Source organism: Micromonospora sp. NPDC003944, assembly GCF_053605225.1.
This window is the reverse complement of record NZ_JBSGIV010000110.1, coordinates 1-12,512: the sequence shown is the minus strand read 5'-3', so window position 1 is coordinate 12,512 and position 12,512 is coordinate 1. Positions and strand designations below refer to the sequence as shown.

Genomic DNA, 12,512 nt, shown 5'->3' with positions numbered 1-12,512 from the left:
GTGTAGTCGAACTTCTCCACGGCCCGGATCAGGCCGAGGTTGCCCTCCTGGATCAGGTCGAGGAACGCCATGCCACGGCCGGTGTAGCGCTTGGCGATGCTGACCACCAGCCGCAGGTTCGCCTCCAACAGGTGGTCCTTGGCCGCCCGACCCTGCGCGACGATCAGCTCCAGGTCGGCTCGCAGCTCCGCGGAGACCGGGGTGCAGGTGGCCAGCTTCTCGGCGGCGAACAGGCCGGCCTCGATGCGCCGGGCCAGGTCGACCTCCTGCGCGGCGGTCAGCAGCTTCGTCCGGCCGATTCCGTTGAGGTAGGCCCGGACCAGGTCGGTGGAGATGCCGCGCTCGTCGGTGGCGTCCAGGTCGACGAGGGCCTCGGAGGTCCCGTCGGTGTCGGTCGTGGTGGCCGGGCGCGTCCGGTGTTCCGTCATCTGCAGGACCATCTCTGTCTCTCCCCGTTTCCACGTCTGTGCCGTGTTCCCGGCCCAGTGGTGCCGGTGTGACAACAGCTTGGCGGGCGGGGCGTAAAACGGGAGTGAGGCGATCGGGCACCCGACAGGAATCGAGTCGGGTCGCTGGTGCGGTGTGTCGTCCCGGTGTGTGGTTGCCCGACCCCGTTACGTTGCGGACGGTCGGCCACCCCTGGTCGGCCGATCGGCCACCTCTGGTCGGTCGAGGACGACGGATGGAGGACGGTGTGGTCTTCAAGCGGCTCATGAAGGCGATGGGCGTCGGCGGGCCATCGGTGGAGACGGTGCTGGCCAACCCGAACTGCCGCCCGGGCGGCCAGTTGGAGGGCCGCATCCAGGTGATGGGCGGCGACCACCAGGTCGACATCGACCACGTCACCCTCGGTCTGGTCACCCGGGTCGAGGTCGAGAGCGGCGAGAACGACCACGACACCACTCAGGAGTTCCACCGGCAGCGGGTCACCGGCGCGTTCGGGTTGGAGCCGGGGCAGCGCTACGACCTCCCGTTCCGCTTCGACGTTCCGTGGGAGACGCCGGTCACCGAGATGTACGGGCAGCACCTGCACGGGATGACGATGGGCCTGCGTACCGAGTTGGAGGTCGCCCGCGCCGTCGACAAGGGTGACCTGGACGTGGTGTCGGTGCACCCGCTACCCGCGCAGGAGCGGCTGCTGGACGCGTTGCTGCGGCTGGGCTTCCGATTCGCCCGCGCCGACGTGGAGCGCGGTCACATCTACGGCGTACGCCAGACGTTGCCGTTCTACCAGGAGATCGAGTTCGACCCGGCGCCGCAGTACGCCCGCTCGATGAACCAGTTGGAGGTCACCTTCATCGCCGACGCGCAGCAGATGCAGGTGGTGTTGGAGGTCGACAAGCGTGGTGGTGTCTTCACCGAGGGTCGGGATGCCTTCGGCCGGTTCACTGTCGACCACGCCACCGCCGACCGCACCGACTGGACCGCCGAACTCGACACCTGGCTCCGCCAGTCCCTAACCCGCCGAGGCCTCTTCTCCTAACCCCACTCACCCCTAACCCCGGAACCCCACCCCGGCCTCTGCCCGCTTCTCCGCGTTGATCAAGAGGTTTGCGTCAAACCACGGGCGGAATCTGACGCAAACCTCTTGATCACCGGGCTCGGCGGGGTTGGGGGGTTGGGGGTGGGGGTGGGGGTGGGGTTGGGGGTGGGTTAGAGGTCTAGGAGGAGGGTTTGGGGGCCTATGTTGGTGCTTTCGACAAGCATGTGGGTGCGGAAGCGGCCGGTCTCGACCTTGGCTCCTCGTTCGCGTAGCGCGTCGACCACTGCGGTCACCAGTGGTTCGGCGACCTCGGCGGGGGCGGCTGCGGTCCAGCTCGGGCGGCGGCCCTTGCGGACGTCGCCGTAGAGGGTGAACTGACTGACCACCAGGATCGGCGCGCCGGTGTCGGCGGCGGACCGCTCACCGTCCAGGATGCGTACCTCGTGCACCTTGCGGGCCATCGTCTGAGCGGTCTGCGCGGTGTCGGTGTGGGTGACCCCGAGCAGCACCAACAGGCCGTTGTCGATCGCGCCGACCACCTCGCCGTCCACCGTCACGCTGGCCCGCCCCACGGTCTGCACCACGGCGCGCATCAGCGAACCACCGCCGGGCCCGCGATCGAGCCGGCCGCCGCACAGCCGACCTCGTGGCCGACTGCCCGCATCACGCGGTCACCGGCTCGATGAAACCGCGCTCCACCAGGTGCGCCACGATCGGACCGGCGGCCTCGGCCATCTCGTCGGGCTCGACGTCGTGCGCGGCGGCGAGCAGGGCGAGCTGGTCACGCAGCGGGAGCCGACCGTCGGCGCCACCGACCAGGGCCAGCACCAGCGGGTCGATCTCCTCGGTCCAGCGCAGGCCGTGCGGCATCGCGAGGACCTGCCGGTCCACCCCCCAGCCCTCCTCGCCCATGGTGGCCTCCTGCCGCAACTGGAGGCCCTCGGCGGCCCGGTAGCGCTCGGCGAGCAACGCCTCGGTGTCGCGTACCCGGAGAAAGTCCTGGCGGTCGAACCAGGCGGCGATCTGGTCGCCCAGCGGCGGCTGCACCCGCTGGCGCAGGTCCTCCACCCGGACCACCGGGTCGGCGTGTCCGCTGCGGCGCAGCGACACGATGCCGAAGCCGATCCCCTCCACCTTGTGCGCGTCGAACCAGTCGAGCCAGGCGGCCATCCGCTGCGGGTCGGCGGTCTCGCCCACGTCGGTGAGCCACAGGTCGACGTACGCCATCGGATCGGCCACCTCGCGCTGGATGACCCAGGCGTCGAGGCCGGTCCCGGCGAACCAACCGGCCACCCGCTCGTTCCACTCCTCGCCGGCGATGTGCACCCAGTTCGCCAGGTACTGCATGGTGCCGCCCTCGGTGAGTAGGCCGGGGGCGGCGGCGGCCAGCTCCGCGCCGATCGCGTCGCCGACCCGGCCCGAGTCGCGGTAGACGTGCGTGGTGGTGCCCGGGCCGACCACGAACGGCGGGTTGCTCACCACGAGGTCGAACCGCCGGCCGGCCACCGGGGCGACCATGTCGCCGCGGAGCAACTCCCAGTCCTGCCCGTTGAGGGCGGCGGTGGTCGCGGCGAAACGCAGCGCCCGCTCGGAGAGGTCGGTGGCGGCCACGGACCGGGCGTGGGTGCTCAGGTGCAGGGCCTGGACGCCGGAACCGGTGCCCAGGTCCAGGGCGGTGTCGACAGGCCGCCGCGTGGTCGCGCCGATCAGGGTGTGGGTCGCCCCGCCGATGCCGAGCACGTGCTCGGCGTGCAGCGGACGACCCGGCCGGGCGCTGGCCGGCACGTCGGCGAGCACCCACCAGTCGTCCCCGTACGGCTCCAGGTCGACGCCCGCGCGCAGGCCGTCGCCGTACCGCTCGACCAGCCCATCGGCAAGCGCCTCCGCCACGCTCAGCGGCGCCAGCGCGACGGCCACGGCCGCCTCCGGCTCGGTCTGGTCGCAGATGAACACCCGGATCAGGGTGCCGAGCGGGTCGCCGTCCTCGGTGGCGCGCAGCGCGGCCCGGTAGTCGTTGCGGGCGACCGCCGCGGTCGCCTGGGCGCCCAGCCTCTCGGCGATGCCGTGGCTGGTGAAACCGGTCCGGGTCAGCGCACTGCGCAGCGCGTCGACACCGGCGGGGGAGAGCAGCATGTCGTGTTCGTCCACCCCGACATCCTGCCTGCCGTCGCGTCCCGGGTCAGCGTCACCCGCCGATAGCTGTCAGGCTGGCAGAAGCTTGTGCTCCTGAAGCCGAGTGGCGGCTACCCGTACGTGTTTGTCGGTGAACATGCGCGCCTTGCGAAGACTCCAGGACGTTACTCGCTTGGCCAGTTCGGCCGGTTGGGCTGTCTGAGGTGCCTGTACAGAGGCGAAGTGCACGGTGGCGAGTAGTTCGAGGCTGTAGGGCGTTTCGAAGCTGTCGACAAGTTCGAGCAGCTCGTCGACGCGTCGAACGATCTCATGTTCGCCTCGTAGAGCGGTCTCGGCTGCTTCCACGCTCTCGGGAAGGGGGTTGATCGGAGCGAACTGGGTCACCGATGCAGACCGGTCCCCGATGCCCGAGAGGTAGTGGCCTTCGAGGCTGTCCAGGACGTGGCCGAGAGTCGGCGCATAGGGCCCGTAGGTTCCCCGGTTGAACGTCAACCTCAGCGGTGTGCCGAGAACTTGGAGGAAGTAGGCGAGCTTCTGAATCTCCAACTCGCTGATCCCCTCCCGAACCTCCTGGAGCCGGGCGCGGTCGAGATATCGGGCGATCGCGATCAGCAGCACGGCGCGGAGAGGAGTCAGGGCGGGTGCTGGCGTCGCGTTGGGCATGGCGGCGGGCGCTGGCGCTCCTTCCGGGGCGAAAACCACGACGCGCACGTCAGGCATACGAGCAGCCGCCTGCTCGATCAACGGACGGACGTCGCTCCATCGCAAACCACCGTTGCCGCAGCCCAGGGCGGGTACGGCGATGGATGTGATACCTCGTTCGTTGACTACTTGAACAAGCGAGCCGAGGCCAGCGACGATGTCCTCCAGGTGCGAGCTGCCCCGCCAGTGTCCCTTCGTTGGAAAGTTCAGGATGTATCGACGGTGCCCGAGTATGGCGTTGTCGAACGTCCAGACCTCGCCCAACCGCACGTCACCCCTCGCGCAGGCAGCTCGGTAGGCGCGGAAATTCGCCGGGAACGCCCGCTTGAACTGCAGGGCGATGCCCTTGCCCATCACACCCACGGTGTTGACCGTGTTGACGAGTGCGTCGACCTCAGCGGTGAGCAGGTTGCCCTGGCCTTCTTCGATCATGCTTCTCACCTCCTCTCGAACCCGTAGTACCACTTGGGCCTGACGATAACGCGCTCCGTGAGTGGATGCCCTGATAGGAGTGCCTGCACCTGCGACCGGTGATGTTCGTCCTGAACGCCGACCCACTTGATCAGCTGCGTACCCAGCTCCTGATGAACGAGGAACTCGGCCTGTCGCCTGCGTTGTCGGTCCATGTCTTCGACGGTGTTGTTCCATCGCTCGGCTGTCATGAGAGGCCAGTCGACCATCTCGTTCAGTGCCCGAAGGTCGGCGGTGAACTCCGTGGTCGCGGTGGCGGCGTTGCCGTCGGTCCCGACCCAGCCCGATGCGCCATCGACCGCAGCTCCGACGGTGGTCAGCAGGTAGACAAGCGGCCGATCGCCACCGGGGTAGCAATCTGGCGTGCTGTCCCGATGGTCGCAGGCGATTCGGTACATCATGGGCGATCTGGGGGCGTAATAGAAGGGGACGTAGTCACCCACCTGTCCACCCGGCCCGGCCAGCACTGGTCGTCGTCGGCGAGACTCCTTGATTGCCCGGTCGCCGACTTCGGTGCGGGTGAGACCCTCGCGGGCGGTGACGTCGCAGGCGACCTGGCCCGAACTGAAGATCGCCTCGATGTTGTCGACGTGCGTGAAGTGATAGATCCACCGGTCTCTCACGCCGACCCCGTCAGACACGCCGAGCCGTCACTTGATTGGCCGTCATGGCAGCTCGACTCCAGCGATTCTGTTCACACCAGCGCGCAGACTCTATCGAACCTTGTTCCGATTGCTGGCCACCCGACCGGGCCGCGCCGGGCGGCTACGGCATCATCAAGGCATGACGCTTGTGCTGCCCATCGACCCGGAGGCCAATCGGCTGCTGGAGAGCAGCCCGCTGGCGCTGCTCCTCGGCATGGTTCTTGATCAACAAGTGCCGATGGAGAAGGCGTTCTCGTCGCCGTACGTGCTGGCGCAGCGGCTCGGCCATGAGCTGGACGCGGCGGAGCTGGCCGGGTACGACCCGGAGGCGCTCGTCGCGCTCTTCGCCCAGCCGCCCGCGCTGCACCGGTTCCCGAAGGCGATGGCGGCCCGGGTGCAGGAGGTCTGCCAGGTGCTGGTGGAGCGTTACGACGGTGACGCGGCGCTGCTCTGGGCCGGGGTCGCCGACGGGCCGGAGCTGTTGCGCCGGGTCGCCGCGCTGCCCGGCTTCGGCAAGCAGAAGGCGCAGATCTTCGTGGCCCTGCTCGGCAAGCGGTTCGGGGTGACCCCGCAGGACTGGCGGACGGCGGCCGGGGACTACGGCGACCCGGGGGCGTACCGGTCGGTGGCGGACGTCACCGACGCCGATTCGCTGCGTCGGGTGCGGGAGTTCAAGCAGCAGATGAAGGCGGCGGCCAAGGCGAAGACCACCGGCGGCTGACCCGGCCGCTCAGGCGGCGGTGGGGTGCGCCAGTGAGGCCAGCGCGCGCCGCACGTCGGCGAGCGAGACGGTCGCCGAGTCGTCCAGGTCGGCGAGGCCAGCCTCGATCCACTGGCGCATCAGGGTGGTGACTCCGATGCCCCGGGCGTCGGCGGCGGCACGCACCCGCTCGTAGGTGTCCAGCGGCAGTCGTACCGAGCGGCTCACCATCGGCACGTCGCTGTCCGGGGTGGGCAACTGCGCCGCCGGGCTCTCGTCGATCAGCTCGGCGAGCCGGTCGTCGCCGCTGTGGAACTGCTTGGTCGCGTCGTTGCGGTGCATCGTCACGGCCTCCTCGTCTCCCGAGATCTCCGCACGGCCTCGTCGTAGCGCTTGGACTCGACGTCGCTCAGCTCGCGGGCGGAGAGGATGTCCCAGTCGTTGTCGGTGCCATCGGCCTCGGCGAGCAGCACCGCCAGTCGGCGGCCCCGTCGGGCGGCGGCGTAGACCACCATGACGTCGTCACCCAGATGGCGGATGACCCGGCGGGCGCTGTGCAGCGCCTCCCAGACTTCCCTGGGTGTGACGTCGTAGACCCTCAGGTTGGCCAACGCCTCGTCGGTGAAGCTGAACCTGCTGCCCACGTCGCGGATCGTACCACGCGCGTAACACGCGGCGGGATGAGTCGAAGTTCGCCGATCACGGACCTGCGGTGACAGGATGAGGTGTAACCCCCTCGAGGAGGTCCATGGTGAAGCGTCAGGCGTACCAGCCGATTCTGATCACCGACGCCTCGCGCAGCCAGGACGATCAGCTCAACAGTCGCCAGCGCCGCTATGTCCTGATGATGGGCATCCGCGTGCTGTGCCTCATCCTCGGCGCGATCCTGGTCGGCGCGAAGGCCCCACTGCTCTGGCTCTGGCTGCCGCTGTGCGGTCTCGGCATGCTGCTCATCCCCTGGCTGGCCGTGTTGCTGGCAAACGACCGGCCGCCGAAGGACCAGCACCGGCTGGCCAACCGGTTCCACCCCCGCCACCAGGACGACACCCCGCCGATGAGCCTCACCGCCGAGGAGCGCCCGCACAAGGTCATCGACGGCGAACCCTGACCCGCGAGCGGGCCAGGGTTCGCGCCGTCAGGGCTCCGCGCCGACCGCTACGGCTGCGGCCGGGCGCCGGCGGTCGAGACGGCAAGCGCGCCCAGGTCGGTGGCGCGGTTCAGGGCCGCGGTCGGGGTGGCACCGGCCAGCCACGCGGTGAGCAGGCCGGCCGCGAAGGCGTCGCCCGCCCCCGTGACGTCCACCACCGCCACCCGCCGGGCCGGAGCCACACAGACCGGCGTGGTGCGGTCGACCCAGACCGCGCCGGCCGCGCCGCGCTTCACCACGACCCGCCGAGCCGTCGCCGACAGCGCCCGCCCCTGCGCCGCCGGGTCCAGCCCGCCGGCCAGCACCGTGGCCTCGTCCGCGTTGACCAGGAGCAGGTCGACGTCGCGTACCCAACTCAGGAACGCCGCCGCACCGACTCGCCGCAGCGGCGCCGCGGAGGCCGCGTCGACGCTCGTGGTGAGCCCGCGCTCGCGGGCGGCGGCCAACGCCCGCAGCCCCGCGCCGCGCGACTCGACGTCCAGCAGGGTGTACGCGGACAGGTGCAGGTGCCCAGCGTCGGGCGCCGCCGCGACGGCCCGCTCGACGTGCGCGGCGCTCAGCCGCAGGTTCGCGCCGCGCTGGCTGACCATGGTGCGCTCGTGGTCGGCTGCCAACACGATGACCGTGCCGGTGGGGGCGCCCTCGACCCGCTCGACCGCGCAGTCGACGCCCGCCCGGTCCAGTTCGGCCACCCGGTCGCGGCCGGCGTCGTCGTCGCCGACGGCGCCCACGAGCGTGACGTCCACCCGCTGCGCGGCGATCCAGGCGGCGGTGTTGGCCGCCTGACCGCCGCCACCGATGCTGATCGCGGCCCCGGTGTCCGAGCCGGCCGCGAGCGGCCCGGACAGCACGGCGACCACATCGGTGATCACGTCCCCGACGACGACCACCCGGGCCGGTCGGGTCATGCCGGGATGGTGGTGCCTCGGGCCGCCGAGGCGACCGCGATCCGTGCGGCCAGGTCGGCGTTGCGCAGGATGATCCGCACGTTCACCGCCAGGCTGGCGCCCTCGGTGGACGCGTGGAAGTGCGCGAGTAGGTACGGGGTGACCGCCTTACCGGTGACCCCGTGGCGCTCCAGCAGGGCCAGACCCTCGGTGAGCGTCCGGTCGTGCAGCTCCGGGTCGAGCTGCTCGTCGACCGGCAGCGGGTTGGCGATGAGCAGTCCACCGGTGTGCAGGGCGTGCTCGTCGCGGGCGGCGAGCACGGCGGCGACCTGCTCCGGCGAGTCCACCGACCAGTCCAGGTCGTAGCCGGCGTCGGTCAGGTAGAAGCCGGGGAACCGGCGGGTGCGGTAACCGACCACCGCGACCCCGAGGGTCTCCAGGCGCTCAAGCGTCGCGCCCACGTCGAGGATCGACTTGACCCCGGCGCAGACCACCGCGATCGGGGTCTGCGCGAGGGTGACCAGATCCGCCGACTCGTCGAAGGTGTGCGTTGCCTCCCGGTGCACCCCACCGAGACCGCCGGTGGCGAACACACCGATGCCGGCGGCGGCGGCCACCGCGCTCGTCGCGGCCACCGTGGTCGCGCCGTCCGCCCCGGTTGCGGCCGCCACCGCGAGGTCGCGGACGGAGAGCTTGGTCACGCCGTCGACCGTGGCCAGCCGGGTCAGCTGCGCGTCGTCCAGGCCGACCACCAGCTCGCCGGCGATCATGCCGATGGTCGCCGGAACGGCCCCGGCGTCCCGAACCGTCCGCTCGATCTCCCTGGCCACCCGCAGGTTCTCCGGCCGGGGCAGACCGTGCGAGACGATTGTGCTCTCCAGGGCGACGACGGGCCGGCCGTCGCGCAGGGCTTCGGCGACCTCGGTGCCGTAGCTGATGCGAAAGTCAGTCACGTTGGCACCGTACGGGGTCGGGTGTCCGTTGGCCTCAAGTGGACCCGGCCTCGATGACCTGCCAAACTTGTCGGTTGGAGGTGCAGACGTGAGCACAGAGGTTCTCGAGCGTCCGGAGCTGAAGGACGCCGACACCGGTCCCGAGATGTTCCACTACGTCCGTAAGGAGAAGATCGCCGAGAGCGCCGTCATGGGCACTTTCGTCGTCGCCCTCTGCGGCGAGACCTTCCCGGTCACCAAGGCGGCCAAGCCGGGTTCGCCGGTCTGCCCCAAGTGCAAGGAGATCTACGACTCGTACCGCGAGTGAATCTCGGTCGGTGCTCCGGCCAGCGACGTAACCTGCGGCGGTGACCACCTCCACCGCCCTGCTCCTCGCCGACCTGACCGGGGTGGCGGTGTTCGCCGCATCCGGGGCGTCGGCGGCGGTGGCCAAGCGACTGGACCTGTTCGGGGTCGCGTTCGTCGGCTTCGTGGCCGCCCTCGGCGGTGGGATCTTCCGGGACCTGGTCATCGACGAGGTCCCTCCACTGGCCTTCGCCGACTGGCGGTACGCGGCCACCGCGGCACTCACCGCGCTCGCCGTGTTCTGGCTGCACCCGCAACTGGCCCGACTGCGCACCACGGTGCTGGTGCTGGACGCGGCCGGCCTGGCGCTGTTCACCGTCACCGGCACGCTCAAGGCCCTCGACGCCCAGGTCCCAGCGGTCGGTGCCTGCCTCATCGGCATGCTCACCGCGATCGGCGGTGGGCTCGCCCGCGACCTGCTCACCGCCGAGATCCCGGTCGTGCTGCGCCGGGAGATCTACGCGCTCGCCGCGCTCGCCGGTTCGGTCCTGGTGGTGTTGCTGTACGTCACCGGGCAGACCGGGCCCGCACCGCTCACCGCCGCCGCCGTCCTGGTCTTCGGGCTGCGGCTGATCGCACTGCGTCGACGCTGGTCCGCGCCCGTGGCCACGCTGCGCCCACCCCGCACCGGGGACCCGGAATGGTGACGTCACCGGGGTGATAGATGTGACCAGCGTGGCGTCGCCTGGGCCCGGCGGCCCGTGCTGGTTATGCTGAGTCGGCCTTCGCGGCAGCTTCTGCGCGGAGGCGTTTTCATGGGCGGCGGATACTCGTGGCCCTCGCCCGGGGTCCGCCTTCGTGCGGTCGGAGAGGAGCTTCGCGTGGCAGCCCGGACGCCGGTGCTCGAGACGTTCCCGGCTCTACGCGCCTGGCAGCGCAAGGCCCTGGTGGAGTACCTGCGTCGCCGTACCGAGGACTTCACCGCGGTCGCCACGCCCGGCGCCGGCAAGACCACCTTCGCCCTGCGGATCGCGGCGGAGCTGCTCGGTGACGGCACCATCGAGGCGGTCACCGTGGTGGCGCCGACCGAGCACCTGAAGAACCAGTGGTCCGAGGCCGCAGCCCGGGTGGGCATCCAGCTGGACGCCGCGTTCCGCAACGCCGACCTGCACTCCGCCGCCGACTTCCACGGCGCGGTCGTCACCTACGCCCAGGTGGGGATGGCCCCGCAGGTACACCGGCGGCGCACCATGACCCGCCGCACCCTGGTCATCCTCGACGAGATCCACCACGCCGGCGACTCCCGCACCTGGGGCGACGGGGTGAAGAACGCCTTCGAACCCGCCGTACGTCGGCTGATGCTCACCGGGACGCCGTTCCGCTCCGACGACAACCCGATCCCGTTCGTCAGCTACGAACGAGGCGGGGACGGGCTGCTGCGCTCCCGCGCCGACTCGGTCTACGGCTACTCCGACGCGCTGCGCGACGGCGTGGTCCGGCCGGTGCTCTTCCTGGCGTACTCCGGGGAGACCCGCTGGCGTACCAACGCGGGGGAGGAGCTGGCCGCCCGGCTGGGCGAGCCGATGACCCAGGACCTGGTGGCACAGGCCTGGCGTACCGCCCTGGACCCGGCCGGCGACTGGATGCCACAGGTGCTGCGGGCCGCCGACGCCCGACTCACCGTGCTGCGCAACGCGGGCATGGCCGACGCCGGCGGGCTGATCATCGCCACCGACCAGCAGACCGCCCGCTCGTACGCCAAGCTGATCGAGCAGGTGACCGGCGAGAAGGCCGCCGTGGTGCTCTCCGACGACCAGGGCGCGTCCGCCCGGATCGCGACGTTCGCGGCGTCCGACCAGCGGTGGCTGGTCGCGGTGCGAATGGTGTCCGAGGGGGTCGACATCCCGCGACTGGCGGTCGGGGTCTACGCCACGAGCGCCAGCACACCGCTCTACTTCGCCCAGGCGATCGGGCGGTTCGTGCGGGCCCGCCGGCCGGGGGAGACCGCGTCGGTGTTCCTGCCCAGCGTGCCGCACCTGCTCGGCCTGGCCAGCGAGATGGAGACCGAGCGCGACCACGTCCTCGGCAAACCCAAGGAAGCCGACGGTTTCGACGACGACCTGCTGGAACGCGCGCAGCGCGACGACCAGGCCAGCGGGGAGCTGGAGAAGCGGTTCGCCGCGCTCTCGGCCACCGCCGAGCTGGACCAGGTGATCTTCGACGGCGCGTCGTTCGGCACCGCGGCCCAGGCCGGCACCCCCGAGGAAGAGGAATACCTCGGCCTGCCCGGTCTGCTCACCGCCGACCAGGTTTCACTGCTGCTGACCAAGCGCCAGGCCGCACAGCTCGCCGCCCAACGCCGTCGTACGGCCGACGGGGCCGCTCAGCCGGCCGCTGCGCCCACGGCAGCGCCTCCCGCACCCATGAGCGCCGCCCAGCGTCGTGTGGCGCTCCGGCGTCAACTGAACGCCCTGGTGGCCTCCCGACACCACCGCACCGGCCAGCCACACGGCAAGATCCACGCCGAGTTGCGCCGGCTCTGCGGCGGCCCACCGAGCGCCCAGGCCACCATCGAGCAGCTCGAGGAACGCATCGCCACCGTGCAGACCCTCTAGACCTGCCCCTCGGTCGCGAACGCGCCTTCCCGGTACGGGGCTTCTGTGCTCGCGGCGTGGCGTGCGTCTGTGTGTGCGAGGTTCGTGTGTGCGAGGTTCGTGTGTGCGAGGTGGCTCCGGGTTCGCGCTCGCAGCATGATCCACTCGGCTCTGCGGTGCGCGCCGGTCCATGATCGCGCAACATCCTGGTTGTAGTGGCCTCCACGGCATCCCGAGGCCACTACAACCAGGATCGAGTGCGATCTTGGGGCGGTGGGCGTTCGGATGTGCGTCCCGGTGCCTCGGGGTGGCGTTCGATCGTCAAGATCCGCGCAGTATCGGGGATGTTGCTGTCTCGTGCGTGTCGGAGGCAGCAACATCCCTGGAGTTGCGGTGATCTTGGGCGCGGGGCGCGGGGCGCGGGGCGCGGGGCGCGGGGCGCGGGGCGCGGGGCGCGGGGCGCGGAGATCGGAAGAGCGTGGTGTCGGGAAAGAGTGGACGATGCGATGTGTA

15 protein-coding genes are annotated in these 12,512 nt (G+C 70.7%); 6 read left to right on the top strand and 9 right to left on the bottom strand.

Annotated features, from left to right (window positions below):
* The coding region (locus ACWER9_RS30810) for a sigma-70 family RNA polymerase sigma factor (protein ID WP_452305153.1) at positions 1–440 on the bottom strand (440 nt) is incomplete at its 3' end.
* A gap of 254 nt (positions 441–694) precedes the next feature.
* Between ACWER9_RS30810 and ACWER9_RS30805 the strand changes: the two genes are divergently transcribed.
* A complete protein-coding gene (locus ACWER9_RS30805) occupies positions 695–1,483 on the top strand; it encodes a sporulation protein (protein WP_452305155.1) in 789 nt (262 codons plus the stop codon).
* A 170-nt stretch (positions 1,484–1,653) separates the two neighbouring features.
* On the opposite strand, the gene dtd is transcribed toward ACWER9_RS30805, so the two are convergent.
* From dtd to darT, 4 genes are all read right to left on the bottom strand, one after another.
* Entirely contained in the window at positions 1,654–2,076 is a 423-nt protein-coding gene (gene dtd, locus ACWER9_RS30800) for a D-aminoacyl-tRNA deacylase (RefSeq protein ID WP_452305152.1), read from the bottom strand.
* Between the two features lie 70 nt (positions 2,077–2,146).
* A complete protein-coding gene (locus ACWER9_RS30795; protein ID WP_452305151.1) occupies positions 2,147–3,631 on the bottom strand; it encodes a DUF7782 domain-containing protein in 1,485 nt (494 codons plus the stop codon).
* A 54-nt stretch (positions 3,632–3,685) separates the two neighbouring features.
* Entirely contained in the window at positions 3,686–4,750 is a 1,065-nt protein-coding gene (darG, locus tag ACWER9_RS30790; RefSeq protein ID WP_452305150.1) for a type II toxin-antitoxin system antitoxin DNA ADP-ribosyl glycohydrolase DarG, read from the bottom strand.
* 5 nt (positions 4,751–4,755) lie between these two features.
* Positions 4,756–5,412 carry a type II toxin-antitoxin system toxin DNA ADP-ribosyl transferase DarT gene (darT, locus tag ACWER9_RS30785; protein ID WP_452305149.1) on the bottom strand — a complete coding sequence of 219 codons (657 nt, stop codon included), beginning with the start codon at positions 5,410–5,412 and terminating at the stop codon, positions 4,756–4,758.
* Positions 5,413–5,572: 160 nt separating this feature from the next.
* Between darT and ACWER9_RS30780 the strand changes: the two genes are divergently transcribed.
* The gene (locus tag ACWER9_RS30780; protein WP_452305148.1) at positions 5,573–6,154 is read left to right on the top strand and encodes an HhH-GPD-type base excision DNA repair protein; all 582 of its coding nucleotides are present in this window, start codon (positions 5,573–5,575) and stop codon (positions 6,152–6,154) included.
* Between the two features lie 9 nt (positions 6,155–6,163).
* Here ACWER9_RS30780 and ACWER9_RS30775 read toward each other — a convergent pair whose 3' ends face one another.
* Together ACWER9_RS30775 and ACWER9_RS30770 are read right to left on the bottom strand one after the other, a co-directional pair.
* Positions 6,164–6,475, bottom strand: a complete 312-nt coding sequence (locus tag ACWER9_RS30775; protein ID WP_452305154.1) for a hypothetical protein — start codon at positions 6,473–6,475, stop codon at positions 6,164–6,166.
* A gap of 2 nt (positions 6,476–6,477) precedes the next feature.
* Positions 6,478–6,777, bottom strand: a complete 300-nt coding sequence (locus tag ACWER9_RS30770) for a hypothetical protein (RefSeq protein ID WP_452305147.1) — start codon at positions 6,775–6,777, stop codon at positions 6,478–6,480.
* A 104-nt stretch (positions 6,778–6,881) separates the two neighbouring features.
* Here ACWER9_RS30770 and ACWER9_RS30765 point away from each other — a divergent pair, with 104 nt between their 5' ends.
* Positions 6,882–7,241 (top strand): DUF3099 domain-containing protein, encoded by a 360-nt coding sequence (locus ACWER9_RS30765; RefSeq protein WP_452305146.1) that lies wholly within the window; start codon positions 6,882–6,884, stop codon positions 7,239–7,241.
* Positions 7,242–7,288: 47 nt separating this feature from the next.
* Here the strand turns inward: ACWER9_RS30765 and ACWER9_RS30760 are convergent, their stop codons facing one another.
* Both ACWER9_RS30760 and ACWER9_RS30755 read right to left on the bottom strand, forming a co-directional pair.
* Complete coding sequence (locus tag ACWER9_RS30760) at positions 7,289–8,188, bottom strand: carbohydrate kinase family protein (RefSeq protein ID WP_452305145.1); 900 nt, start codon at positions 8,186–8,188, stop codon at positions 7,289–7,291.
* Positions 8,185–9,120, bottom strand: coding sequence for a pseudouridine-5'-phosphate glycosidase (locus tag ACWER9_RS30755; protein ID WP_452305144.1), 936 nt, complete (start codon positions 9,118–9,120; stop codon positions 8,185–8,187). Before ACWER9_RS30755 ends, ACWER9_RS30760 begins: the two co-directional genes overlap by 4 nt.
* Before the next feature lie 88 nt (positions 9,121–9,208).
* Here ACWER9_RS30755 and ACWER9_RS30750 point away from each other — a divergent pair, with 88 nt between their 5' ends.
* The 3 genes from ACWER9_RS30750 to ACWER9_RS30740 all read left to right on the top strand — a co-directional run bounded on the left by ACWER9_RS30750 (position 9,209) and on the right by ACWER9_RS30740 (position 12,020).
* A complete protein-coding gene (locus tag ACWER9_RS30750; protein WP_007456912.1) occupies positions 9,209–9,427 on the top strand; it encodes a DUF3039 domain-containing protein in 219 nt (72 codons plus the stop codon).
* 40 nt (positions 9,428–9,467) lie between these two features.
* Positions 9,468–10,112, top strand: coding sequence for a trimeric intracellular cation channel family protein (locus tag ACWER9_RS30745; protein ID WP_452305143.1), 645 nt, complete (start codon positions 9,468–9,470; stop codon positions 10,110–10,112).
* A gap of 174 nt (positions 10,113–10,286) precedes the next feature.
* The gene (locus ACWER9_RS30740) at positions 10,287–12,020 is read left to right on the top strand and encodes a DEAD/DEAH box helicase (protein WP_452305142.1); all 1,734 of its coding nucleotides are present in this window, start codon (positions 10,287–10,289) and stop codon (positions 12,018–12,020) included.
* Positions 12,021–12,512: the final 492 nt, after the last annotated feature.

Coding starts and splice junctions, on each gene's coding strand:
- dtd (WP_452305152.1), bottom strand. CDS start 2,076: ATGCGCGCCGTGGTGCAGACCGTGGGGCGGGCCAGCGTGACGGTGGAC.
- darG (WP_452305150.1), bottom strand. CDS start 4,750: ATGATCGAAGAAGGCCAGGGCAACCTGCTCACCGCTGAGGTCGACGCA.
- ACWER9_RS30780 (WP_452305148.1), top strand. CDS start 5,573: ATGACGCTTGTGCTGCCCATCGACCCGGAGGCCAATCGGCTGCTGGAG.
- ACWER9_RS30775 (WP_452305154.1), bottom strand. CDS start 6,475: ATGCACCGCAACGACGCGACCAAGCAGTTCCACAGCGGCGACGACCGG.
- ACWER9_RS30765 (WP_452305146.1), top strand. CDS start 6,882: ATGGTGAAGCGTCAGGCGTACCAGCCGATTCTGATCACCGACGCCTCG.
- ACWER9_RS30760 (WP_452305145.1), bottom strand. CDS start 8,188: ATGACCCGACCGGCCCGGGTGGTCGTCGTCGGGGACGTGATCACCGAT.